Source organism: Bradyrhizobium sp. NP1 (assembly GCF_030378205.1).
Classification (GTDB): domain Bacteria; phylum Pseudomonadota; class Alphaproteobacteria; order Rhizobiales; family Xanthobacteraceae; genus Bradyrhizobium.
In genome coordinates this window covers 4064026-4087337 of sequence record NZ_CP127385.1, presented here as the reverse complement: position 1 = coordinate 4087337, position 23312 = coordinate 4064026, and the positions used below count along the sequence as shown (strand labels likewise).

20 protein-coding genes and 1 tRNA gene are annotated in these 23312 nt (G+C 65.4%); 12 read left to right on the top strand and 9 right to left on the bottom strand.

All coding sequences use genetic code 11. From position 1 onward, the window contains the following. Nucleotides 1–70 precede the first annotated feature (70 nt). Nucleotides 71–1009, top strand: coding sequence for a VOC family protein (locus tag QOU61_RS19665; protein WP_289661617.1), 939 nt, complete (start codon nt 71–73; stop codon nt 1007–1009). Nucleotides 1010–1020: 11 nt separating this feature from the next. Here the strand turns inward: QOU61_RS19665 and QOU61_RS19660 are convergent, their stop codons facing one another. Continuing rightward, nucleotides 1021–2172 (bottom strand): OpgC domain-containing protein, encoded by a 1152-nt coding sequence (locus QOU61_RS19660; RefSeq protein WP_289652860.1) that lies wholly within the window; start codon nt 2170–2172, stop codon nt 1021–1023. A 197-nt stretch (nt 2173–2369) separates the two neighbouring features. Between QOU61_RS19660 and QOU61_RS19655 the strand changes: the two genes are divergently transcribed. After that, the gene (locus tag QOU61_RS19655) at nt 2370–2675 is read left to right on the top strand and encodes an ETC complex I subunit (RefSeq protein ID WP_289652859.1); all 306 of its coding nucleotides are present in this window, start codon (nt 2370–2372) and stop codon (nt 2673–2675) included. Between the two features lie 139 nt (nt 2676–2814). Here QOU61_RS19655 and QOU61_RS19650 read toward each other — a convergent pair whose 3' ends face one another. Continuing rightward, complete coding sequence (locus tag QOU61_RS19650) at nt 2815–3303, bottom strand: Lrp/AsnC family transcriptional regulator (protein WP_289652858.1); 489 nt, start codon at nt 3301–3303, stop codon at nt 2815–2817. A 39-nt stretch (nt 3304–3342) separates the two neighbouring features. Beyond that, on the bottom strand, nt 3343–3993 hold the full coding sequence (locus tag QOU61_RS19645; RefSeq protein WP_289652857.1) for a TetR/AcrR family transcriptional regulator: 651 nt from the start codon (nt 3991–3993) through the stop codon (nt 3343–3345). Here QOU61_RS19645 and QOU61_RS19640 point away from each other — a divergent pair. From QOU61_RS19640 to QOU61_RS19625, 4 genes are all read left to right on the top strand, one after another. Further along, on the top strand, nt 3983–4132 hold the full coding sequence (locus QOU61_RS19640) for a hypothetical protein (protein ID WP_289652856.1): 150 nt from the start codon (nt 3983–3985) through the stop codon (nt 4130–4132). The two genes, QOU61_RS19645 and QOU61_RS19640, sit on opposite strands and share 11 nt — an antisense overlap. Nucleotides 4133–4391: 259 nt before the next feature. Next, nucleotides 4392–5996 carry a carboxyl transferase domain-containing protein gene (locus tag QOU61_RS19635; RefSeq protein ID WP_289652855.1) on the top strand — a complete coding sequence of 535 codons (1605 nt, stop codon included), beginning with the start codon at nt 4392–4394 and terminating at the stop codon, nt 5994–5996. A 2-nt stretch (nt 5997–5998) separates the two neighbouring features. Next, complete coding sequence (locus tag QOU61_RS19630; protein WP_289652854.1) at nt 5999–8005, top strand: acetyl/propionyl/methylcrotonyl-CoA carboxylase subunit alpha; 2007 nt, start codon at nt 5999–6001, stop codon at nt 8003–8005. A 23-nt stretch (nt 8006–8028) separates the two neighbouring features. After that, nucleotides 8029–8940 carry a hydroxymethylglutaryl-CoA lyase gene (locus QOU61_RS19625; protein ID WP_289652853.1) on the top strand — a complete coding sequence of 304 codons (912 nt, stop codon included), beginning with the start codon at nt 8029–8031 and terminating at the stop codon, nt 8938–8940. Nucleotides 8941–8970: 30 nt separating this feature from the next. Here the strand turns inward: QOU61_RS19625 and QOU61_RS19620 are convergent, their stop codons facing one another. From QOU61_RS19620 to QOU61_RS19610, 3 genes are read right to left on the bottom strand one after another with little or no spacing between them, the layout of a single operon-like run. Beyond that, a complete protein-coding gene (locus QOU61_RS19620) occupies nt 8971–10329 on the bottom strand; it encodes a TRAP transporter large permease (RefSeq protein ID WP_289652852.1) in 1359 nt (452 codons plus the stop codon). Beyond that, entirely contained in the window at nt 10326–10880 is a 555-nt protein-coding gene (locus QOU61_RS19615; protein WP_289652851.1) for a TRAP transporter small permease, read from the bottom strand. Before QOU61_RS19615 ends, QOU61_RS19620 begins: the two co-directional genes overlap by 4 nt. Then, on the bottom strand, nt 10877–11899 hold the full coding sequence (locus QOU61_RS19610; RefSeq protein ID WP_289652850.1) for a TRAP transporter substrate-binding protein: 1023 nt from the start codon (nt 11897–11899) through the stop codon (nt 10877–10879). Before QOU61_RS19610 ends, QOU61_RS19615 begins: the two co-directional genes overlap by 4 nt. Before the next feature lie 347 nt (nt 11900–12246). On the opposite strand from QOU61_RS19610, the gene QOU61_RS19605 reads away from it, so the two are divergent. Beyond that, nucleotides 12247–12510 (top strand): pentapeptide MXKDX repeat protein, encoded by a 264-nt coding sequence (locus QOU61_RS19605; RefSeq protein ID WP_289652849.1) that lies wholly within the window; start codon nt 12247–12249, stop codon nt 12508–12510. Nucleotides 12511–12734: 224 nt separating this feature from the next. Here QOU61_RS19605 and QOU61_RS19600 read toward each other — a convergent pair whose 3' ends face one another. After that, nucleotides 12735–13088, bottom strand: a complete 354-nt coding sequence (locus QOU61_RS19600) for a DUF6481 family protein (RefSeq protein WP_289652848.1) — start codon at nt 13086–13088, stop codon at nt 12735–12737. Between the two features lie 219 nt (nt 13089–13307). Continuing rightward, a complete protein-coding gene (locus QOU61_RS19595; RefSeq protein WP_289652847.1) occupies nt 13308–13601 on the bottom strand; it encodes a hypothetical protein in 294 nt (97 codons plus the stop codon). A gap of 13 nt (nt 13602–13614) precedes the next feature. Here QOU61_RS19595 and QOU61_RS19590 point away from each other — a divergent pair, with 13 nt between their 5' ends. The 3 genes from QOU61_RS19590 to QOU61_RS19580 all read left to right on the top strand — a co-directional run bounded on the left by QOU61_RS19590 (nt 13615) and on the right by QOU61_RS19580 (nt 15489). Beyond that, entirely contained in the window at nt 13615–13791 is a 177-nt protein-coding gene (locus tag QOU61_RS19590; protein WP_289652846.1) for a hypothetical protein, read from the top strand. Nucleotides 13792–13956: 165 nt separating this feature from the next. Beyond that, on the top strand, nt 13957–14721 hold the full coding sequence (locus QOU61_RS19585) for a hypothetical protein (RefSeq protein ID WP_289652845.1): 765 nt from the start codon (nt 13957–13959) through the stop codon (nt 14719–14721). A gap of 468 nt (nt 14722–15189) precedes the next feature. After that, a complete protein-coding gene (locus tag QOU61_RS19580; RefSeq protein WP_289652844.1) occupies nt 15190–15489 on the top strand; it encodes an HU family DNA-binding protein in 300 nt (99 codons plus the stop codon). A 137-nt stretch (nt 15490–15626) separates the two neighbouring features. On the opposite strand, the gene QOU61_RS19575 is transcribed toward QOU61_RS19580, so the two are convergent. Next, nucleotides 15627–15703, bottom strand: a tRNA-Arg gene (locus QOU61_RS19575). A gap of 275 nt (nt 15704–15978) precedes the next feature. Here QOU61_RS19575 and QOU61_RS19570 point away from each other — a divergent pair. Both QOU61_RS19570 and pbpC read left to right on the top strand, forming a co-directional pair. After that, entirely contained in the window at nt 15979–21183 is a 5205-nt protein-coding gene (locus tag QOU61_RS19570; protein ID WP_289652843.1) for an alpha-2-macroglobulin family protein, read from the top strand. Then, on the top strand, nt 21180–23303 hold the full coding sequence (pbpC, locus tag QOU61_RS19565; RefSeq protein WP_289652841.1) for a penicillin-binding protein 1C: 2124 nt from the start codon (nt 21180–21182) through the stop codon (nt 23301–23303). Before QOU61_RS19570 ends, pbpC begins: the two co-directional genes overlap by 4 nt. Nucleotides 23304–23312: the final 9 nt, after the last annotated feature.

Genomic DNA, 23312 nt, shown 5'->3' with positions numbered 1-23312 from the left:
CGACAATTTCGCGACGCGCAAGGCGAGGCTTTGGTGCAGATGCGCGATGTGCGCTAGGAGTTTCGGCGTGATGGGTCATCGTGGGCACTTCGTCTGGTATGAGCTTCTGACGACGGACGTCGCAGCCGCCAGCCGCTTTTACGGAAGCATCATGCGCTGGGGCACGCGGGACGCATCCACGCCGGGCTTGACCTATAGTCTGCTCACGGCGGAGCAGGTTCCCGTGAGTGGGGTGATGGATCTGCCGCCCGAGGGACGCAAGCAAGGGGCGACGCCGCGCTGGATCGGCTATGTCGCGGTCGAAGACGTCGACACCTGCGTCGCGCAAGTCAAGCGCCTTGGTGGCGTCGTTTTCGTGCCGCCGAATGACAGCAATATCGGCCGCATTTCTGTTCTCGCAGATCCGCAAGCGGCGACCCTCGCGGTCGTCAGCGGGTTGCGCTACGGCGAAACGCGCCTTGCGCAATTGAGCCAATCTGGACGCGTCGGCTGGCACGAGTTGCTGGCGGTCGATGCCGCTGAGTCGCTCGTGTTCTATCGGGAACTGTTCGGTTGGGAGGCTGCTGCGGCAAGGACCGGCCCGGTTGAATCCTATCGGATGTTCGCCGTTGGCGGGCAGCCTCTCGGCGGCATGTTCAACAAGCTTCCCAGCGTGCCGGCGCCGTTCTGGCTTTACTATTTCAACGTCGGCGACCTCGACGAGGCCATGGCGCGGGTGCGGTCGGGAGGCGGCGAGGTGTTCCAGGGCCCGATCGAACTGCCCGACGGCGGCTGGATGGCGCGATGCATCGATCCGCAGCAAGCGATGTTTGCGCTGCAAGGGCCGCGACGCGAAGCCAATATCCGGCGAACGCCCGCTCCCGATACTGCCGCTCTGCGCTGGTCGACACGCTGGGGTGATATCGCTTCGCAGGGCCGGCTGGTGGCGGCGCCGAAGCCCAAATCCGGGGCGGCGTCAAAGGCCGCGGCCGGCAAGGGCGCCGGGCCGCCGAAGCCGTCAGGCCGCTGAGGCGCGCCGGCTCAGCCTGCCTTCGCCGGCGCGGGCGCCTTGGGCAGCGGCTTGTCCTGCCGTTTCGACCAGGAGATGTAGTAGGCGACCGTCGTCATGATGGCGATGCCGGTGATGCTGACGAAGATCTGCGCGAACAGCGAGCCGGAGCTCAGCATCAGCTCGAAATGGCCGACGAACGACAGGAACACGCCGACGCAGAACACCGCGAGCGACTGTTGGCCGCAGACGATCAGGGGATCGCAAATTTTCCACTCCAGCGGCGCCCAGTCCTTCGGGATGAAGCGGATCACCATGATCACGATCACCACGAAGTGGACGAAACGGTACGGAGCGAGATTGGTCTTGTCGTTCGGGTTGAAGGCCGAATACAGCCAGTGCGGGAACATCGCGCCAAAGTCCGGGAAGCGGCCGGCCATGGTCATGATCAGCGCGAAGATCAGATAGGCGACGCAGAGCCACAGCGTGATCGGCGACTCGATGATCGCCACCGATCGTCGGGCGCCGCCGAGTGCGCACCAGGAGCCGAATACGAACAGCACCTGCCAGCAGAACGGGTTGAAGTACCACGCGCCGGCCGGATAGGCGGTGAAATTCCAGCCGAAATGCCGCGCCACGAGCCACAGCACGATCGAGGCCAGCATGGTCCAGTTGGGCTGGCGCAGCATGATCCACAACACCGGCGGAAACAGTCCCATCAGCACGATGTAGAGCGGCAGCACGTCCAGGTTGACGGGCTTGAAGCGCAGGAACAGGCCCTGGCGCAGCGTCTCGGTCGCGTTGTCGACGAGGCCCGCGACGTTGAACTCGTTGATGATCTCGGAATCGCCGAAGCGCAGGGCCAGATAGCTGATGGCGGCGATATAGATCACGAACAGGATGATGTGGGCGACGTAGAGCTGCCAGACCCGCTTGGTCAGGCGCGTCGCGCCGACGATGAAACCGCGCTCGAGCATCATCCGCGCATAGACGAAGGAGGCGGTATAGCCGGATATGAAGACGAACAGGTCGGCGGCGTCGGAAAAGCCGTAATTGCGCGTGGTGATCCAGTTCACCACGTTGTCGGGGATGTGATCCAGGAAGATCGCCCAGTTGGCGACCCCGCGAAACAGGTCCAGCCGGAGGTCGCGTCCTTTTTCGGGCAGCGTGGCATTGATTTTCATGGGCGCCTTCGACGTGATGCATTCGATGGACCGCGCCACGGCCAAGATTGTCACAGCGCGGCTTAGTGACTATACCGGTCGCCTGGGCAGCCGGGGCAGGGAATCACCGCTCAAAATGTCTGAAAGGTGTCTCTATCCTATCCCGGCCGTTCCGACCACGCTTCCACTGTCTCATAGCTCACGAGGCCCGACCATCCATGACCGCACGCATTTTTAAGCCCGCCAAAAACGCGATGCAATCGGGCAAGGCGTCAACCCGGGAATGGCGGCTCGACTACGAGCCGGAGCAGCCGCGCGCCGTCGAGCCGCTGATGGGCTGGACCTCGTCGGGCGACATGAAGCAGCAGCTCAGCCTGCGCTTCGACACCAAGGAGGAGGCGGTGGCCTATTGCGAGCGCCGCGGCATTCCCTACCAGGTCTTCGAGCCGAAGGAGCCGATCCGCCGCCAGGCCGCCTATGCCGACAATTTCTCCTTCCGGCGCGGCGAGCCCTGGACCCACTAGTGGTCCCATTCCAGCATTCGCCTCCCGTTTTGAGAGGCATGTTTGCGCATGTTAGAATCAAGGGACCACCAGCAAATATAGGCTTCTAGTGGGGTAGCCAGAAGTTCGCTTCCCCGGAGCCGATGCTGGAAGCGGCGCGCTAGCGTCGGGGCCCTAGATCTGCCGGCATCGGCAGCTGCGCGTCCTTGGCCAAGCCCAGCACCGGAAAGCTTCTGATGGTGAGTACCTGCGGCATGGCGGCGAACTGCCGGAGCTGCTGGTGCATGTCCTCCACGCTCGGCGCGACGCATTTGAGCAGATAGTCGGCATCGCCCGAAATCCGCCAGCACTGCAGGATCCGCGGCGCGGCCGCGATCACCGCCTCGAACGCCTGCTGCGCGGCCTGGGCCTGGGTCTTGAGCTGGATCGATACGAACGAAACCACTTCGTATCCGAGCTGTCTTTCGTCGAGGACGGCCCGGATCGCCCGGATGATGCCGCGGCGCAGCAGCGATCGGACGCGGCGCAGGCAGGGCGGGGGAGAGATGCCGACGCGGCTTGCGAGCTCGTTGTTGCGAAGGCGTCCGTCCCTCTGCAGCTCCGACAGGATTTTAAGATCGACGTCGTCGAGTGGCTGGCGTTCCATCATCCGCACCTTCTCTGCGACCGCTTTGCCGTTCCGGACGCGCTAGCCGGCCACCGCGCTCCGTGCCGGCTTCCGCCTGGCCCGTACCCGAGGGGCTGCCGAGGGCGCGGCGACGCCCGATAGCACGAGCTGTTCGTGAGTGGCGATGATCGCCTCCCGCGTGAGGCGCCCCCCGGGCCGGTACCAGCTGCAAATGCCGGTGAGCAGCGCGATGATCGCGAATGTCGCAACCTTGATGTCGATGACGTCGAAGACGCCCGCCGCGACCCCATCGGCCAGGATGTCCGAAAGCCGTCCCTCATAGGCGCCGCGCAGCGCCACGATCGCCTCATAGTTTCTCGGCTCCAGGCTCCGCAGCTCGGAGTTGGCAATGAAGACCTCGCGCTTTTTCGTCATGTGGTAGGTGACGTGGAAGGCGACGAAGGCGCGCAGCTTGTCGTCGGGGCGCTGCTTTCCCTGCAGCGCGCGATCGAGCTGGCGCAAGAGCTCGTTCATGTGATCCTGCACGAGGTCGAACAGCAGCTCCTGCTTGGTGCTGATGTGGTTGTAGAGCGAACCGGCCTGGATGCCGACCTCGGCGGCGAGCTGACGCAGGCTCATCGCCTCGTAGCCGTGCGCGAAGATGAGACGGATGCCGGCCTTGCGGATCGCCTCGAGCGTCTTGGGGCCGTAGGAGCCGATCGTGCGCGCCATCGCGAGCCTCGGTAAATTGGGGGTAGCGGTCGATAAAAAAGCAAACGACCGTATGTTTATCGCACAAAACAATAGAAATTTCAATGCGCTGGACGCTGGAGACAAGCTGAATTTGGTCCCCCTTGCCAAGGCAATTTAAAAACGTATGATTGTTTAATTCCAAAGTGCCTTTCGTGCTCTTCAATCCTGGACAGGGAGCCGACGGAGAACATGGCCCGATATTCGCCAGCGACGGCGCCGAGAGCGAGCGGCGGCTGGGCACGATCGATGGACGCACCGGTGCTGCCCATGGCCGGGACACGTCGCGGCAAAAATGCTACAGACTGTCGGCCGACCTGCCGAGGCCTGTCCCTGTTGTCTTGAACGTATTGCCGGCAATCAGCGAAGAAACGCGGACCATGCTGCTTCATTCGACGATCGATCCGAAATCCTCCGAATTCGCGCACAATGCCGAGGCGATGCGCAGCCTGGTCGCGGAGCTCCGCGACAAGCTGAGCCAGGTCGCCGAGGGCGGCGGCGAGGCGTCGCGGGCGCGGCACACCGCACGCGGCAAGATGCTGGCGCGCGAGCGCGTCGATCTCCTGGTCGATCCCGGCACCGCCTTCCTCGAATTGTCGCCGCTTGCGGCCCATGATCTCTACGGTGGCGACGTGCATTCGGCGAGCATCGTCACGGGTATTGGGCGGATATCGGGCCGCGAATGCGTCATCGTCGCCAATGACGCCACCATCAAGGGCGGCACCTACTATCCGATGACGGTGAAGAAGCACCTGCGCGCGCAGGACGTGGCGCGGCAGAACAACCTGCCTTGCGTCTATATGGTTGATTCCGGCGGCGCCTTCCTGCCGCTGCAGGACGAGATCTTTCCGGACGAGCGGCATTTCGGCCGCATCTTCTACAACCAGGCGCAGCTGTCGGCGCAGGGCATTCCGCAGATCGCGATCGTGATGGGTTCCTGCACGGCGGGCGGCGCCTATGTGCCGGCGATGTCCGACGAGAGCATCATCGTGCGGAATCAAGGCACGATCTTCCTCGGCGGCCCGCCGCTGGTGAAGGCCGCGACCGGCGAGGTGGTGTCGGCCGAAGAGCTCGGCGGCGCCGACGTGCATTCGCGCCAGTCCGGGGTCACCGACCACTACGCGCAGAACGATGCGCATGCGATCGGGATCGCGCGCCGTATCGTTGCGACCCTGAAACAGCCGAAGCCGGCGGCGCTCAACATGCGCGAGCCGCGCGAGCCGTCGTTTGCGGCCGACGAGATCTACGGCGTCGTGTCCGCCGATGGGCGCAAGCCTTTCGACGTCCACGACATCATCGCGCGCATCGTCGACGGGTCCGAATTCGACGAGTTCAAGAAGCTCTATGGCACGACGCTGGTCTGCGGCTTCGCCCATATCTGGGGCTATCCGGTCGGCATCATCGCCAACAACGGCATCCTGTTTTCCGAAAGCTCGCTCAAGGGGGCGCATTTCATCGAATTGTGCTGCCAGCGCCAGATTCCGCTGGTGTTCTTGCAGAACATCACCGGCTTCATGGTCGGCCGGAAATACGAGGCGGGCGGCATTGCGCGGGACGGCGCCAAGCTGGTGACGGCGGTCGCGACCGCCGGCGTGCCGAAATTCACCGTCGTGATCGGCGGCTCCTACGGCGCCGGCAATTACGGCATGTGCGGCCGCGCCTACAGCCCGCGTTTCCTCTGGATGTGGCCGAATGCGCGCATCTCCGTGATGGGCGGCGAGCAGGCGTCCATGGTGCTGAGTCAGGTCCGCCGCGACAACATCGAGGCCAAGGGCGAGAGTTGGTCGGCTGAGGAGGAAGACAAGTTCCGCGCGCCGATCCGCGCGCAATACGAAAGCCAGGGCAATCCGTATTACGCCACGGCGCGGCTGTGGGATGACGGCGTGATCGATCCGGCCGACACCCGCCTCGTGCTTGGCCTTGGCCTGTCGGCTGCGGCGAACGCGCCGATCGAGCCCACCAAGTTTGGCCTGTTCAGGATGTGACGATGGCGTCTTCCCAACTCTATCGGCGGTTTCGCACGCTCCTGATCGCCAACCGCGGCGAGATCGCCTGTCGCGTCATCAGCACCGCCAAGGCCATGGGCCTGCGCACGGTCGCGGTCTATTCCGAGGCCGATCGCGACGCCATGCATGTCGCAGCCGCCGACGATGCCGTGCTGTTGGGGCCGGCGCGGGCGCGCGACAGCTATCTCGATATCGCCCGCGTCATCGAGGCGGCGAGGAAGACCGGGGCGGAGGCCGTGCATCCCGGCTACGGCTTCCTGTCGGAGAACGCCGAGTTTGCGCAAGCCTGCGCCGATGCCGGTCTCGTCTTCGTCGGGCCCACGCCCGCGATGATGAACGCGATGGGTTCGAAGTCCGGCTCGAAAGCGCTGATGGAAAAAGCCGGCGTGCCGCTGGTACCAGGCTATCACGGCGAGGCGCAGGACGAGGCGACCTTGCAGAATGCCGCCGACAGGATCGGCTATCCGGTGCTGGTAAAGGCTTCCGCCGGTGGCGGCGGGCGCGGCATGCGGGTGGTGCGTGCGGCGGCCGAGCTTGCGGCCGCGATCGTCAGCGCCAAGCGCGAGGCCAAGGCTGCGTTCGGCGACGACCGCATGCTGATCGAGAAATATGTCGACACCCCCCGGCACATCGAGGTGCAGGTGATCGGCGACAGCCACGGCAATCTGCTGTCGCTGTTCGAGCGCGAATGCACGCTGCAACGTCGCCACCAGAAGGTGATCGAGGAGGCGCCGTCGCCCACCCTCGACGAGAAGCAGCGCGAGGCGGTCTGCGCCGCTGCACGGAAAGCGGCTGGTGCCGTCAATTATGTCGGCGCCGGGACCATCGAGTTCGTCTCCGACGGCAAGGACGTGTTCTTCATCGAGATGAACACGCGCCTGCAGGTCGAGCATCCCGTGACCGAACTGATCACCGGCGTCGATCTCGTGGAATGGCAGTTGCGGGTCGCCTTCGGCGAGCAGCTGCCGCTGACGCAGGATCAGCTCAGGCTGAACGGCCATGCCATCGAGGCCCGCGTCTACGCGGAAAATCCGGCCAAGAATTTCATGCCGTCGGTCGGGCGCATCACGACCTGGCACACGCCGGAGCCGGTGAACGGCTTGCGCATCGACGCTGGCTACCGCGCGGGCGATCAGGTCTCGCCCTATTACGACGCCATGCTCGCCAAGGTCATCACCTGGGCGCCGACGCGGCAGGCGGCGATCGAGAAGCTCAATCGCGCGCTTGAGGACACCGACATCCGCGGTGTCGTCACCAATATTCCCTTCCTGTCGGCGCTGGTCACCCACCCCGACGTCGCCGCGAATGCGATCGACACCGGCTTCATCGAGCGTGAACTCGGCAGGCTGACGCCTGCGGCCGCCGACGTTGGCGACCTCGAGCTTTGCGGGGCGGTGGCTGCCATCCTCGAAGCGGAAGAAAAAGCGACCCGGGCGGATGCGCAATCGCCTTGGCGTGCATTCGGCTGGATGCCGGTTGGGCGGCGGCAGCGCACGTTTTCATTCCGGCAGGGCCAGGGCGCCGAGCGCAAGCTCGTGCTTCGCTATGGAAACGGGCCAGCGGCGGTTCTGATCGACGGGCGTGAGCTGGCCTTCGGTCTTGCGGCGGCTGAGGACGGCGCGATCGATCTGACGCTTGACGGCGTCAAATCGAAGGTCTTCGCCGTCGTCGATGGCCATGAGCTTTATTTGCGCACCCGCAATGGCCGCTTCGACCTGCACTGGGTCGATCCGTTCGGCGGCGAGACCGAGGAGCATGTCGGCGAGGACAAGATCGTGGCGCCGCTTCCCGGTACCGTCGTGGCGCTGATGGCGGAGGAGGGCGCTACCCTCGAGAAGGGCGCGCCGATCCTGACCCTCGAGGTCATGAAGATGGAGCAGACCCTGCGCGCGCCTTACGCGGGCGTGCTCAAGAAGCTCAAATGCAAGGTCGGCGACATCGTCGGCGAGGGCGTCGAGCTCGCCGAGGTCGAGCCCATTGAGTCCTGACAGATGCGTCGCGTGAGGCCATGATGACGGATACCGTTCGCATCATCGAAATGGGGCCGCGCGACGGCCTGCAAAACGAGAAGACGCCGGTCAGCGTCGCCGACCGCATCAAATTCGTCGAGGCGCTGGTTGGCGCGGGGCTTTCCACGATCGAGGTCGGCGCCTTCGTCTCGCCCAGGGCGATCCCGCAGATGGTGGGTTCGGACGAGGTGCTGCGCGGCGTCAGCCATCTTCGCGGCGAATTCCACGTGCTGGTGCCGAACGAGAAGGGCTATGACGCGGCGCGCGCCGCCGGCGCCAAGGTAGTTTCGGTGTTCGCCTCGGCCTCGGAAGGCTTTTCGCGCGCCAATATCAACTGCACCATTGCAGAGTCGATCGAGCGGTTCAGACCGGTTCTGTTGCGTGCCAAGGCCGACGGCGTGAGGGTGCGCGGCTACGTCTCCTGCGTGCTCGGCTGTCCCTATGACGGCGAGGTGAAGCCACGTGCGGTCGCAGATGTCGCAAAGCGGCTGTGGGAGCTCGGCTGTTACGAGATCTCGCTTGGCGATACCATCGGCGTCGGCACGCCGGCCAAGGCGCGGGCGATGTTGCGAACAGTCGCGGCGGATGTACCTGCGCGCGCGCTTGCGATGCATTTCCACGACACTTACGGCCAGGCGCTTGCCAATCTCTATGCCGGCATGGAGGAGGGGATCCGCGTGATCGATTCCGCGGCCGGCGGGCTCGGGGGCTGCCCCTATGCGCCGGGCGCCACCGGCAACGTCGCGACCGAGGATGTCGTCTACATGCTCGAGGGCATGGGGATTAAAACCGGCGTCGACATGGACAGGCTGCTGGAGGCGACCGACACGATGAGCAAGCTGATCGGCCGCCCGCCGCTCAGCCGTGTTGCCTCGGCGCTGAATGCCAAGAAGCGAGCTGCGAGTAAGGAGTAGCGAATAGAGAATTCTATTCGCTAATCGCCTTTACCGTCCCCCGTCCGGGCCCATCACCAGGTTGGGCAGCGCGGTCGAGATCTCCGGCACGAAGCACAAGACAAGCACCGCCGCCATCATCAAGAGCACGAACGGCAGCGTGCCCCAGATCACCTCGCTCAAGGGGATGTCGGGCGCGACGTTGCGGATGACGAAGATGTTGAGGCCCACCGGCGGGTGGATCAGGCCCATCTCCATGACGATCGTCATGACGATGCCGAACCAGATGATGTCGAATTCGGCCGCGCGCAGCGGTGGCAGGATGATTGGCGCGGTCATCAGGATGATCGAGACCGGCGGCAGGAAGAAGCCGAGCACGACCACCATCACCAGGATCGCCGCCAGCAGTTCCCAGCGCGGCAGGTGCATCGCCACGATGGCCTCGGCCGCCGATTGCGAGATGTGCAGATAGCTCATCACGTAGGAATAGAGCAGCGACATGCCGATGATCATCATCAGCATGGTGGATTCGCGGATCGTCGATTTGAGGATCGGCGAAAGGTCGCTCGGCCGCCACACGCCGTAGATCATGGCGATCAGCGCCAGCGCCAACAGGCCGCCAAGGCCCGCGGTCTCCGACGGCGTCGCGTAGCCGCCGTACAGCGCGATCATCACGCCGGTGAGCAGGAGCACGAAGGGAATGACCCGCGGCAGCATGCTGAAGCGCTCGGCGAGCGTGAAGTCGTCCTGCGTCAGGATCGCGGAGGTCGTGCCGCCCTTCTCGTAGGCCAGTTGGGCCGCGGCATATTCCTGCCGGAAGCGGACCACCGCATAGGCGCCGAACAGCGTGACGAGCAGGAGGCCCGGCCCGATGCCGGCGAGGAACAGCCGGCCGAGCGATTTCTCGGCGGCGACCGCGAACAGGATCATGGTGATCGAAGGCGGCAGCAGGATGCCGAGCGTGCCGCCGGCGGCGATGATGCCGGCCGCGAAGCCGCCGGAATAACCGCGCTTGCGCATTTCGGGAATGCCCGCCGAGCCGATCGCCGAGCAGGTCGCGGGCGAGGAGCCGGCCATTGCGGCGAACAGCGCGCAGGCGAACACGTTGGCGACCCCGAGCCCGCCGGGCACGCGATGCAGCCAGACATGCAGCGCCGAGTAGAGGTCCTGCCCCGCGCGCGACTTGCCGATCGCCGCGCCCTTCAGGATGAACAGCGGGATCGACAGGAGCGTGATCGAGGCCATCTCCTCGTAGACGTTCTGCGTCACTGTATCGAGCGAGGCTGCGGGCATGTAGATGGCCATGAACACGACCGCGACGGCGCCCAGGGCAAATGCAATGGGCATACCCGAGAACATCGCAAACAGCGTCGCAAGGCCGTAGGAGATGCCAATGCCGAACACCGTCATCGCCGTGCGGCTCCGGTCAGCGGCGCCACGACCTGGAGCAGGATCTGTAGGCACAGCAGTGTCATGCCGCAGGCCATCAGCCCGTACGGGATCGCGAGCGGCGGCGACCACATCGAATTGGAAACCTGGCCGTCGACATAGGCCTCGTGCGCCAGCGTCCATGATTTCCAGGTGAAGAAGGTGCAGAACGCCAGTGTTGCGAGGTCGACCAGCCATAGCCGGATGCGGTTTGCCGTCGGTGACAGCAGCCCGACAAAGGCCTCGATGCCGATATGGCCACGGTTCGCCTGCACATAGGCTGATGTCATGAAGGTCGCGCCGACCAGCAGAAACACCGCGGCTTCGTCCTGCCAGTAATTGGCGGCATGGAACAGCGCGCGGCCGAGCACGCTGTAGCTCAGGATCACGCAGGCCGCGATCAGCGCGAGCGCCGCCAGCACCAGGATGACCTGATTGAGAATCGCAAGGCCATGCTCGACCGCCGCCACGAGCCTGTTGCCCGGGGCGGCGGTTGCGAGGTCGTCACGATCCGGAAGCGGACCGTGCATCATGCGGAGACGTCGGAGGCGAGCTTCAACAGGTTGGCCGCGGTCGCGGTCTTGGCCGCATAGTCCTTCCAGGCGGTGTCGCGGGCGATGTCGCGCCACTTGTTGACGGTCGCGATGTCGAGATTAGAGATCTTGGCACCGGCCTTCTCATAGACCTTGGCGACCTCGATATCGTCGTCCTGCGCGCCCTTCTTGCCGAACACTTCGAGCTCGGTGCCGACGGCGAGGATGATGTCCTGGTGCTTCTTCGGCAGGCCGTCGAAGATCGACTTCGACATCATCAGCGGCTCCAGCATGAACCAGTAGGAGGCGCCGGCGCCCGAGGTCAGCGCCTTCGAGACTTCCTCGAGGCGGAACGAGATCAGGCTGGTGGAGGAGGTGATGCCGGCGTCGCACGCGCCGGTCTGCATCGCGGCATAGATTTCGTTCGAGGGCACCGAGAGCACCGAGGCGCCGGCGGTCTGCAGCACCATGTCCATTTCGCGCGAGCCGCCGCGCACCTTCATGCCCTTGGCGTCCTCCGGCGCAACGATCGGCTTGGAGCGGCTGGCGACGCCGCCGGCCTGCCAGACCCAGGTGAGCAGGATGATGCCCTTGTCGGCGAGGAAGTCGGTCAGCGCCTTGCCGACCGGCTCCTTCTTCCAGCGCAGGCCCTGATCGTAGGTCGCAACCAGACCCGGCATCAGGCCGATATTTGTCTCCGGCAATTCGCCGCCGGCATAGGGCATCGGGTAGAGGCTGATGTCGAGCGCACCCTTGCGCATCGCCGCGAATTGCGCGTTGGTCTTGATCAGCGAGGAGTTCGGATAGATCTCGGCGGTGATATCGCCGCCGGAGCGCTTGTTCACCTCGGCCGCAAACATCCGGCACAGCCGATCGCGAAAATCTCCCTTGTCGATGGTGCCGCCGGGAAACTGATGCGAGATCTTCAGCGTGGTTGCGGCGTGCGCGGTCCCCACTCCCAGGCGCAGGATGGCGGGTGCGGCAAGCGCGGATGCGATGACGTGGCGGCGTGTAAGCATGAAAACTCCCCTCGATGACCTTGGATCGGGTCTTTGGGCCGGTCTTTGCGCGCAGTCTAGCCGGGGTGACCGGCGAATTTCTGTAGGCGAATAGTCGCGATTTGCTGCAGCGCACACCCAGGCCCATCCTCCGAATGTGCGGCCGCACTAACACGCGCTTCGCGGGCGAAATTGTGTCGAACCCATCCCATCAACCCCAAAGAGAGCCCACGCAGGCCGACGGCCGGAAAATATTTTTGCTCGGCCTGTAACAACACCGGCGCCGCGCCGTCCTGATCAGGGCGGCCCAAAATCGCATTCACCCCCGGTCGCGCCCACATCGGTTTTTCAAAAAGGAACGAACAGCCATGACCATTCGTACCCGCATCGCGCTCGGCGTCTCCGCTGCCGCTCTGTCGCTCAGCCTGGCGCTTGCGCCCGCAGCTTTTGCCCAGGACAAGATGGGCAAGGATGACGGCATGAAGAAAGACACGATGTCCAAGGACAGCATGAAGAAGGACACCATGTCGAAAGACACCATGTCCAAGGACTCGATGTCCAAGGACACGATGTCGAAGGACACGATGTCGAAGGACGGCATGAAGAAAGACGACGGCATGAAGAAGAACTGATCGAAGGTCGTTCCAGCACGGGTCCAATGGGCGTGCGCCCTCGGGTCGGCCGAAGGGCGGCCCGATCACGGGCTCCGCCGGAGCTGTGATCCGCAATCGTGCGCAACCGAGAGTCCCGGGATTTCCCCCCGATGCGCAATTTGCGCATCGGGGTTCCGGCGCTTGATGCCTGATGGCGGAACGACTGATCTCGGGGGCGCGACTGGCGCGCTCCCGTGACGCCGTTACTTCCTCTTGCCGCGCGCCTTGCGCGCCGCGTAGCGGGCGTCGCGCTTGGCCTTCTGCTCGGCCTCGAGCGCCGCCAGCCGCTCGGTGGCTTCCTGCCTTTCGCGCTCGATCCGGACAGCTTCCTGCGCGGCAGCCTCTTCCTCGCGGCGCTGCTGCTCGGCCCTGGCGGCCTCGCGGGCCGCCTTGGCCTCGGCCTTTTTCACGGCAATGGCCTCGCGCTCGGCGCGGCGCCTGGCGACCTCGGGGTCGTCGGGCCCCGGCTGGGCGCGGAACTTGCTCATGAGACTTTGCTTCGCCCGTTGGGCGGCTTTTTGCCGGTCTGCGAAGCCGGGTTCCTTAAATCCACTCATTGAACGGCCTGACGTCGTCGTCCTCTGTTGATCCTGATCGGTTGGGTTTGTGATCGGCTGTATCACGCTCACGCGATGAATGCGTGATGCTCACAATCGCGAGTGATGTACAGGCGGTTACGCTGCAGCGCTACCAAATAACCATGCTGTAGTGTGAATTTCCTCACAGAGGAATGCATGGCTCGCTTCTATTGTCCTGCGCAGCTGGAACGAGGTTAATCAAATGACCACCACGTCGTGGACTGCCAGGAAGTTCGGTTTGGTCGCGACGGCCGTGGCGTCGACCGCCGCGGTGGCCGCGCTTTCATTTGCCCTGGCCAACCCAAGCCAGAGCTCGAATGACGCACTCGGCCCGGAATGGCGTTGTAGCACGTCGCTGTTCTGGACGTCCTGCACCAAGATCTCGCAGATCGAGCCCGTGGTTGAGAGCGTGCGGAAGGAAACGCCGTGTCCGCCTCGCCGGGGGTTGAGCGGATAGCCTTGCGTGATAGAACGGCCGCGTGGCATTTCCACCGGATTTTTTCAGATGAGCAAGCCCGGGTCGGGTGACAACCGCCGCGGCGCGCTCGTTGGCTTGATCGTCGCGGTCGCGCTGCTGGCCGTCGGCGTCTGGCTTGCGCATCAATTGACGGCCGCAAGCAAGCTGCAGGACTGCCTGATGTCGGGGCGGACCAATTGCAATGTGATCGAGCCGGCCCGATAGGGCGGCGGCCGGGCGGGCCCCCGCCTGAGGAATGACATAATTGCCTTGATCTTGCTGATTTGTAACGAGACAAGCCGCGGCAGGCGGGCCAGCTTTCCCGGCTGCGTCGGTGACGCAGCATGCGGGCTAGGCTTCGAGGTCCGATTGAGAAGGGGATTAGCAACAATGAAGGCGTCCAGCCGATTGACGATCGTCACGCCCTTGGCGTCGGCGATGGCACTGTTTGCGCTGTCCGCGCAGGCGCAGGTCGATAGCGTCCCGCACCAGCCGCAGCCGCAAAGGCCGGCCGCGCAGGCGCCGAAGGCACCGCCGAGGGCCGCCATGCAGGGGCCGCGGGCCGCTGATGCCGTGCCGGGACGTCCGCCGGGCGCGGGTGCGGGCAGGGGAGCGCCGGCGGATGCGCGCTTCTATCGCGGCGCGCCGAGTGCACACGTCTATGGCGGCAATCCGTACCGCGGCCGCGTCGCCTGGGAAGGTGGCCGCTGGCGCCACGAGCGGCACGATGGCCGAGACGGCTGGTGGTGGGATGTCGGCGGCGTCTGGTACTATTATCCGCAGGCGATGGACGGCCCGCCGACCTATATCTCCGAGGACTATGCGGACGATATCCCGGTCGACGCCTACGGGCCGCCGCCCGGGGCCTATCCGCCGCCGCAGGCCGGTTACGCGCCGCCGCCTCCACCGCCGCCGGAAGATCCGAATCCTGCTGCCGGCGCCATCGGCGGCGCCGTGGTCGGCGGCCTGCTCGGTGGGCTCCTGACCGGGCGCGCCAGCGGCGCGGCGGCCGGTGCGCTGGTCGGCGGCACCACCGGTGCGATCGTCGGCGCCACGGCTGCATCGCGGCCCGGCTACTATTTCTCGCAGGGCAACTGCTACTACCGCTATCCGTCCGGCCAATATGCGATGGTCGATCAGCGCGCCTGCTACTGACAACAGAGCGCTTGAAGGAGATAGAGAGCGCGGGAGCGATCCCGCGCTTTCTTTATATATGCGAGGCCGTCGCTACCGCATGGCGGCACTCAGTACGCCAGCGCAGTCTCGCACGATGATGGTGCCGCAGACCGTGGTGGTCGCGCCCGAGGGCGTCGCCGACGAGCGCGTCGCGCCGCAACATGCCCCCGCGAGAGCGTCGAGATGGTGCGCCGGCCGGGACCTACCAGGCGCCGATTGCCCCGCGCGTCTGGTCCTGCGGCTCCTGATCGGCCGCGCGAACCCCGCCGATTTACCGCGAAAAAGCCCCGGCCGAGGCCGGGGCTATTGATTTTGGCCTTAAAAATAGGGGTTCGAGCGCCGGACAAGTGGAAATCTTCGGTAAAAACCCACAATTCTGTTGCAGAAGGCTCTGCGAGTCTCGCGGCGTCGTCTATTGTCACTCCGGCACGAATCAGAGGAGACACGATGCCTACACAATTGTCCAAGTCGCAGTTGATTGAAAAAATTGCGACGTCCACCGAGCTTTCCAAGCGCGACGTCAAGAACGTCATGGAAACCCTCACCGACGTCGGCCACAAGGAGCTGAAGAAGAACGGGGTGTTCCTCGTTCCGGGCTTCGCCAAGTTCGTCGTCGTCAAGAAGCCGGCGACCAAGGCGCGCAAGGGCACCAACCCGTTCACCGGCGAAGAGATGATGTTCAAGGCGAAGCCCGCCCGGAAGATCGTCCGCGCAAGGCCGGTCAAGGCCGCCAAGGACGCCGTTTAAAAACAGAAGGCCCCCGCTAACCGGGGGCCTTTTTGTTTGTGGGCAGACCGTGCGGCCCTAGCGCTGCGCGAGCTGCCGATCGCTTGAAGCGATTCCAGATTTGGTTTTATTTATTCTGTTTAAGTAATTGAAAAGATTGGCGATCCCAGCAGGACTCGAACCTGCAACCCGCGGAGTAGAAATCCGCTACTCTATCCAGTTGAGCTATGGGACCGCATTTCGCGAAGTGATCGCTTCGCGCTTTCTAGCACTGCGGGAATGAAAAATCCGCTGCTTCCGGAAAGTCCTCCCGAACCCGTTCCTCAGCCAGAGCGACTAAGCGAAACGGCGGCTGCGCAGCCCGCCGGTAGCACCATGCTGACCACGTGTCTTTCCGGTGGTCTATCGCATGCGAGGTTCTCGTTCGTGCTTTCGTATGCCTTGAGTCCGTCACCATTTCGCGCCCTTCTCAAAGGCGGCCGTTGGCTGCCGTCCCCCAGGAGTTCCGTCATGATCGGTTTGGTCCGCGCTCTCGCACTTTGCGCAACGCTGGTGCTCGGGCTCACCTCCGCTGAGGCCGCCGACAAGGCCTTCAAGCGCGACGATCTTGCGGATTCCGCCATCAAGCTCGAGGCCCAGATCAAGAGCGAGGCCGGCGTCGTCGCAAAACCCGTGGCCACCTTGCGCAATGACGCGGATGCCGCCTTCAAGCGCAACGATTTCCGCAGCGGCTTGCAGATTCTCGGGCAGATCGCCACCACGGCTCCTGAGGACAGCGGCAACTGGCTCCGCCTTGCGCGCAGCATCCTGCAGATCAGGACCGCGACCTCGAGCGAGCAGACCTTCTTCCTCGAGCGCGCCTCGACCGCGGCCTATATCGCCTATCAGCGTGCGGGCAATCCGGGCGAGGAGGCCGATGCGCTCGCGGTGCTCGGCCGCGCATTCGCCGACCGCAAATTGTGGCGCCCGGCGCTGGATGCTTTGCGGATGTCGCTCGACCTGCGCGAGGTCGCCGATGTCCGTGGCCAGTACGAGAAGCTGCGCGACGAGCACGGCTTCCGGCTGCTCGACTACACCGTGGATTCCGATTCGGCCTCGCCGCGGGCCTGCTTCCAGTTCTCCGAAGAGCTAGCCAAGCGCACGGATTTTTCGCCCTTCATCGCGCTCGCCGGCACCGACAAGCCGGCGCTTTCCTCGGAAGCCAAGCAGCTCTGCGTCGACGGGCTCAAGCATGGCGAGCGCTACAATATCAACCTGCGCGCCGGCCTGCCGTCGTCGGTGAAGGAAGGCCTGCCGAAATCGGCCGAGTTCAACATCTATGTGCGCGACCGCAAGCCGTTCGTACGCTTCACCGGGCGCGCCTATGTGCTGCCGCGCACCGGCCAGCGCGGCATTCCGCTGGTCAGCGTCAACACCCCGGCGGTGACCGTGAACGTGTTCCGGATCGGCGACCGCAACCTGATCAACACGGTGATCGACAGCGACTTCCAGCGCACCTTGAGTCGCTATCAGCTCTCCGATCTCGGCGACGAGCGCGGCGCCAAGGTCTGGACCGGCGAGCTTGCGACCGCGACCACGCTGAACCAGGAAGTCACGACCGCATTCCCCGTCGACCAGGCGCTCGGCGATCTGCAGCCGGGCGTCTATGTCATGACCGCGGCGCCCAAGGCTCCGTCCAGCGACGATGACGGGCAGCTTGCGACCCAGTGGTTCATCGTGTCCGATCTCGGCATCGCCGCGTTCTCCGGCAATGACGGCATCCATGTCTTCGTCAATTCGCTGGCTTCGACCGATCCGGTCGCGCGCGCGGACGTTCGGCTGATCGCGCGCAACAACGAGATTCTGGCGACCCGCAAGACCGACGAGTCCGGCCATGTGCTGTTCGAGACGGGACTGGCGCGCGGCGAGGGCGGACTGTCGCCGGCACTGCTCACGGTGACCGGAGAGAAGACCGACTACGCGTTCCTCAGCCTGAAATCGAATGCGTTCGACCTGTCTGATCGCGGCGTCGCCGGCCGCGAGGTGCCTGCCGGCGCTGCCGATGCCTTTGTCTATGCCGAGCGCGGCGTCTATCGCTCGAATGAAACGGTGTACCTGACCGCGCTGTTGCGCGACGGGCAGGGCAATGCGGTCACGGGCGGGCCGCTGACGCTCGTCATCGAGCGGCCCGATGGCGTCGAATTCCGCCGTGCCGTGCTGGCCGACCAGGGCGCCGGCGGCCGTTCGCTCGCGGTGCCCCTGAATTCGGCGGTGCCGACCGGGACCTGGCGCGTCCGCGCATTCACCGACCCGAAGGGCAATTCGGTCGGCGAGACCACTTTCATGGTCGAGGACTACGTTCCCGACCGGATCGAATTCGATTTAACTTCCAAGGACAAGCAGATCAAAGCTGACGCTCCTGTGGAGCTGAAGGCCGACGGGCATTTCCTCTATGGCGCGCCGGCCTCGGGCCTGCAGCTCGAGGGTGACATGCTGGTCGCGCCGGCCGCCGGCCGGCCGGGCTTCGCCGGCTATCAGTTCGGCGTCGCCGACGAGGAAACCACTTCCAACGAACGCACGCCGATCGAGAATCTGCCGGAGGCCGATGCCAATGGCGTCGCAACCTTCCCGGTCAGCCTGCCCAAGCCGCCGGAATCGACGCGGCCCCAAGAGGCGCAGATCTTCATCCGCATGGCGGAAGCCGGTGGCCGCGCGGTCGAGCGCAAGCTGGTGCTGCCGGTGGTGCCGACGAACGCGATGATCGGCGTCAAGCCGCTGTTCGGCGACAAGAACGTCGCCGAAGGCGACAAGGCCGAGTTTGACGTCGTGTTCGCAAGTCCCGAGGGCAACACGCTGGCGCGCAGCGGCCTGCGCTACGAGCTGCTCAAGCTGGAATCCCGCTATCAGTGGTATCGGCAGAACTCTTATTGGGAGTACGAGCCGGTCAAGTCGACGCGGCGCGTCGCCGACGGCGATCTGGCGATCGCCGCCGACAAGCCGTCGCGAATTTCGTTCTCGCCGGAGCCGGGCCGCTATCGCCTCGACGTCAAGTCCGGTGACGCCGATGGTCCGCTGACCTCGGTGCAGTTCGACGTCGGCTGGTATTCCGATGGCAGCTCCGACACGCCGGACCTCCTGGAGACCTCGATCGACAAGCCGGAATACCAGTCCGGCGACACCATGACGGTGTCGGTCAATGCCCGCACTGCCGGCCGGCTGACCGTCAACGTGGTCGGCGACCGGCTCCTGACCACGCAGACCATCAGCGTCAAGGAAGGCACCGCGCAGGTCAAGATTCCCGTCGGCAAGGACTGGGGCACCGGCGCCTACGTCGTGACCACGCTGCGCCGGCCGCTCGACGCGGCGGCCCAGCGCATGCCGGGTCGCGCCATCGGGCTGAAATGGTTCGGCATCGACAAGAAGACGCGGACGCTCGAGGTGAAGCTCTCGCCGCCGGCGCTGGTGCGGCCGAACGCGACCCTGAAGATTCCGGTCAAGCTGTCCGGGCTCAATCCCGGCGAGGACGCCAAGGTCGTGGTCGCCGCCGTCGACGTCGGCATCCTCAACCTCACGAATTACAAGCCGCCGGCGCCTGACGATTACTATCTCGGTCAGCGTCGTCTCACCTCGGAGATCCGTGATCTTTACGGGCAACTAATCGACGGCATGCAGGGCACGCGCGGTGCGATCAAGTCCGGCGGTGATTCCGGTGGCGAGCTGCAGGGCTCGCCGCCCACGCAAAAGCCGCTCGCGCTCTATTCGGGCATCGTGACGGTCGCTTCCGACGGCAGCGCCGAAATCAGCTTCGACATTCCGGAATTTGCCGGCACCGCGCGGGTGATGGCGATCGCCTGGACTGCGACCAAGCTCGGCCGCGCCACGACCGATGTCACGGTGCGCGACCCCGTCGTGCTGACCGCGACCCTGCCGCGCTTCCTGCTCAACGGCGACCGCGGCACCATGAACCTCGAGGTCGACAATGTCGAAGGCAAGGCGGGCGACTACACCATCGACGTGAAGGCGACGGGTCCGGTGAAGGTTTCCGGCAATGAATCGAGCACCGTGAAGCTCGCCGCCAGGCAGCGCAGCTCGCTGTCGCTGGCGCTGGACGCCGGCAGCGCCGGCACCGCACAGTTCGACGTCGCGGTCAGGGGACCGGAAGGCCTCACGCTGGCCCGGCACTATGCGCTGGAGGTCAAGCCCGCGACGCAGGTGCTGGCGCGCCGCTCGATCCGGACGCTGGCGAAGGGCGAAAGCCTGACGCTGACCTCGGACATGTTCTCCGATCTGGTGCCGGGCACCGGCGGCGTCTCGATCTCGGCCGGCCTGTCGAGCGCGCTCGACGCTGCAACCATCCTGCAGGCGCTCGACCGCTATCCGCACGGCTGTTCGGAGCAGATCACGAGCCGCGCGCTGCCGCTGCTCTACGTCAACGACCTTGCGGCGTCCGCGCAGCTCGCGATGGACACCGCGGTCGATCAGCGTATCCGCGACGCGATCGACCGCCTGCTGGCGCGTCAGGGCTCGAACGGCTCGTTCGGCCTGTGGTCGGCCGGCGGCGATGACGCCTGGCTCGATGCCTATGTCACGGATTTCCTGACCCGCGCGCGGGAAAAGGGTTTTGTGGTGCCGGACGTGCTGTTCAAGAATGCGCTCGACCGCATCCGCAATTCCGTGGTCAACGCCAACGAGCCGGAGAAGGACGGCGGGCGCGATCTCGCCTACGGCCTCTATGTGCTCGCGCGCAACGGCGCGGCTCCGATCGGCGATTTGCGCTATCTCGCCGACACCAAGCTGGACAACCTCGCGACCCCGATCGCGAAGTCGCAGCTTGCGGCGGCGCTTGCCATGGTCGGCGACCGCGTCCGCGCCGAGCGCGTCTATGCCGCCGCGCTCGACAGCCTCGCGCCGAAGCCTGTGCTCGAATTCGGCCGGACCGACTACGGCTCGGCGCTGCGCGATGCGGCGGCCCTGGTGTCGCTGGCGGGCGAGGGCAATGCGCCGCGCGCGACGTTGACGCAGGCGGTGGCCCGGGTCGAAGCCGCGCGCGGGCTGACGCCATTCACCTCCACACAGGAGAATGCCTGGATGGTGCTGGCGGCGCGCGCGCTTGCGAAAGAGACACTCGCGCTCGATCTGGACGGCCAGCCGGTCAAGACTGCGCTCTATCGCAGCTACAAGGCGGAGGCGCTGAGCGGCAAGCCGATCAAGATCACCAACACGGGTGACGCGCCGGTGCAGGCCGTGGTTTCGGTGTCGGGTTCGCCAGTCACGCCGGAGCCTGCCGCTGCCAACGGCTTCAAGATCGAGCGCAACTACTTCACGCTCGATGGCAAGCCGGCCGACATCAGCAAGGCGAAGCAGAACGACCGCTTCGCGGTGGTGCTGAAGATCACCGAGCCGAAGCCGGAGTACGCCCATATCATGGTGTCGGACTATCTGCCTGCGGGCCTCGAGATCGACAATCCGCATCTGGTGTCGTCAGGTGATAGCGGCACGCTCGACTGGATCGAGGATGGCGAGGAGCCGGAGAATACCGAGTTCCGCGACGACCGCTTCACCGCGGCGATCGACCGGGCCGCCGACTCCAAGTCGGTGTTCACCGTCGCCTATGTCGTGCGCGCGGTATCGCCGGGCAAATATGTGCTGCCGCAGGCCTATGTCGAGGACATGTACAATCCCTCGCGCTACGGCCGCACCGGCACCGGCACGGTCGAGGTGCGCGCGGCGAAATGAGCGAGGTGGTGACCATAACGCCATCGGCGGGCAAGGCGCGTCGGTGGCCGCGGCTCAAGCTGCTGGCAGCGATCCTCGCTGCCGTCGCCGTGCTTGCGATCGTCGGCTTCGCGGGCTGGGTGATCTCGCTCGGCCCGCTGCCGCTTGAGAAGGCGAGGGAGGTCTCGACCACGACGGTCGATCGCAACGGCAAGCTGCTCCGCGCCTATGCGATGGCCGACGGCCGCTGGCGGCTGCCAGTCGATGCGAAGGCTAATGTCGATCCGACCTATGTGAAGCTTCTGCTCGCCTTCGAGGATCAGCGCTTCTATTCGCATCACGGCGTCGATCCGCTGGCGCTGGGGCGTGCTGCCTTCCAGCTTGCCACCCGCGGCCACATCGTTTCCGGCGGTTCCACCATCACCATGCAGCTCGCGCGTCTGATGGAGCCGCGGCGACAGCGTTCGGTCTATGCGAAATTGCGCCAGATCGTGCGCGCGATCGAGATCGAGCGGCAGATGAGCAAGGACGAGATCCTCAATCTCTACCTCGCGCTCGCGCCGTTCGGCGGTAATCTGGAAGGTATTCGCGCCGCAACCCTCGGCTATTTCGGCAAGGAGCCGAAACGGCTGTCGCTGGCGGAAGCAGCCCTCCTGGTGGCGCTGCCGCAGTCGCCGGAGACCCGCCGGCTCGACCGTTATCCGTTAGCGGCACGCGCCGCGCGCGACCGCGTGCTGGAGCGCATGGTCGAGGAGCGCCGCATCACCGCTGACGACGCCGTGCAGGCGAAGGCGGTACCAGTGCCGAAGCTGCGCAAGCCGATGCCGATCCTGGCGCCGCACGCGTCCGATCAGGCGGTCGCGATCATCAAGGATGCACCCGTGATCCGGCTGACCCTGGATTCAAGCCTGCAGAAGGTGCTGGAGCCGCTGGCGCGCGATCGCGCGCTGGCTCTGGGGCCAAACATTTCCGTCGGCATCATCGCGATCGACAATGCGAGCGGCGACGTGATCGCCCATGTCGGCTCGGCCGACTATTTCGACGAAAGCCGCGCCGGCCAGGTCGACATGACGCGCGCGGTGCGCTCGCCGGGCTCGACGCTGAAGCCGTTCATCTATGGCCTTGCCTTCGAGGACGGCTTTGTGCATCCGGAAAGTCTGATCGAGGACCGGCCGATCCGCTTCGGCTCCTATGCGCCGGAGAATTTCGACCTGACCTATCAGGGAACGGTGCCGGTCAAGCGCGCGCTGCAGCTCTCGCTCAACGTGCCGGCGATCGCCTTGCTCGATCGCGTCGGCACCAGCCGGCTCGCGTCGCGGATCAGGCAGGCGGGCGCCAATCTCGTCCTGCCGAAAGAAGAAGCGCCGGGGCTTGCGATGGGGCTAGGGGGCGTCGGCGTCACCCTGCGGGATCTGGCGCAGCTCTATGCCGGGCTGGCGCGGCTCGGCAACACGCGCCCGCTGCGCGAGATCGTCACTCCATCTAACGAGGAGCGGGACACGCTGCGCCTGCTCGACCCGGTCGCGGCGTGGCAGGTGGGCAACGTGCTGATGGGCACGCCGCCGCCGGAAAACGGCGTGCACAACCGGATCGCCTTTAAGACCGGAACCAGCTACGGCTATCGCGATGCCTGGTCCGTCGGCTTTGACGGCCGCATCACCATCGGCGTCTGGGTCGGACGCCCCGACGGAGCACCGGTTCCCGGTCTGATCGGCCGGGCGGCGGCCGCACCGATCCTGTTCGACGCCTTTGCCCGGACCGGCAAGCTTCCGGTTCCGCTGCCCAGACCGCCCAAGGGCGCGCTGCTCGCGAGCAACACCAAGCTGCCGCCGCCGTTGCGCCGGTTCCGCCCCATCGGGGAACTCGTGCGCAGCGGGGGCGAGCAGGCGCCGCACATCCAGTTCCCGCTGAACGGCTCGCGGATTGACGTCGACCGCTCGGCAGGCAGCGAGGCGGCAGCCATGCCGGTCAGGGTCGCCGGCGGCGTGCTGCCGATGACCATGCTGGTCAACGGCATGGCGGTGGGCGAGATCGACGGCCGCCGCCAAAGGCTGATCGATCCGCCCGGTCCAGGCTTTGCCCGCCTCACTGTGATCGACGCCACGGGCGCCGCGGACACAGTTGTCGTCAGAGTTCAATGATACCGTGCT

What these genes read in the sequence shown, in the direction of transcription:
- QOU61_RS19610 (WP_289652850.1), bottom strand. Translation starts at nt 11,899, where the DNA reads ATGCTTACACGCCGCCACGTCATCGCATCCGCGCTTGCCGCACCCGCC.
- QOU61_RS19650 (WP_289652858.1), bottom strand. Translation starts at nt 3,303, where the DNA reads ATGATGGAACGCCAGCCACTCGACGACGTCGATCTTAAAATCCTGTCG.
- QOU61_RS19660 (WP_289652860.1), bottom strand. Translation starts at nt 2,172, where the DNA reads ATGAAAATCAATGCCACGCTGCCCGAAAAAGGACGCGACCTCCGGCTG.
- QOU61_RS19570 (WP_289652843.1), top strand. Translation starts at nt 15,979, where the DNA reads ATGATCGGTTTGGTCCGCGCTCTCGCACTTTGCGCAACGCTGGTGCTC.
- QOU61_RS19635 (WP_289652855.1), top strand. Translation starts at nt 4,392, where the DNA reads ATGCTGCTTCATTCGACGATCGATCCGAAATCCTCCGAATTCGCGCAC.
- QOU61_RS19645 (WP_289652857.1), bottom strand. Translation starts at nt 3,993, where the DNA reads ATGGCGCGCACGATCGGCTCCTACGGCCCCAAGACGCTCGAGGCGATC.
- QOU61_RS19625 (WP_289652853.1), top strand. Translation starts at nt 8,029, where the DNA reads ATGACGGATACCGTTCGCATCATCGAAATGGGGCCGCGCGACGGCCTG.
- pbpC (WP_289652841.1), top strand. Translation starts at nt 21,180, where the DNA reads ATGAGCGAGGTGGTGACCATAACGCCATCGGCGGGCAAGGCGCGTCGG.
- QOU61_RS19615 (WP_289652851.1), bottom strand. Translation starts at nt 10,880, where the DNA reads ATGATGCACGGTCCGCTTCCGGATCGTGACGACCTCGCAACCGCCGCC.
- QOU61_RS19605 (WP_289652849.1), top strand. Translation starts at nt 12,247, where the DNA reads ATGACCATTCGTACCCGCATCGCGCTCGGCGTCTCCGCTGCCGCTCTG.
- QOU61_RS19665 (WP_289661617.1), top strand. Translation starts at nt 71, where the DNA reads ATGGGTCATCGTGGGCACTTCGTCTGGTATGAGCTTCTGACGACGGAC.
- QOU61_RS19590 (WP_289652846.1), top strand. Translation starts at nt 13,615, where the DNA reads ATGAGCAAGCCCGGGTCGGGTGACAACCGCCGCGGCGCGCTCGTTGGC.
- QOU61_RS19580 (WP_289652844.1), top strand. Translation starts at nt 15,190, where the DNA reads ATGCCTACACAATTGTCCAAGTCGCAGTTGATTGAAAAAATTGCGACG.
- QOU61_RS19655 (WP_289652859.1), top strand. Translation starts at nt 2,370, where the DNA reads ATGACCGCACGCATTTTTAAGCCCGCCAAAAACGCGATGCAATCGGGC.
- QOU61_RS19600 (WP_289652848.1), bottom strand. Translation starts at nt 13,088, where the DNA reads ATGAGTGGATTTAAGGAACCCGGCTTCGCAGACCGGCAAAAAGCCGCC.
- QOU61_RS19585 (WP_289652845.1), top strand. Translation starts at nt 13,957, where the DNA reads ATGAAGGCGTCCAGCCGATTGACGATCGTCACGCCCTTGGCGTCGGCG.
- QOU61_RS19630 (WP_289652854.1), top strand. Translation starts at nt 5,999, where the DNA reads ATGGCGTCTTCCCAACTCTATCGGCGGTTTCGCACGCTCCTGATCGCC.
- QOU61_RS19620 (WP_289652852.1), bottom strand. Translation starts at nt 10,329, where the DNA reads ATGACGGTGTTCGGCATTGGCATCTCCTACGGCCTTGCGACGCTGTTT.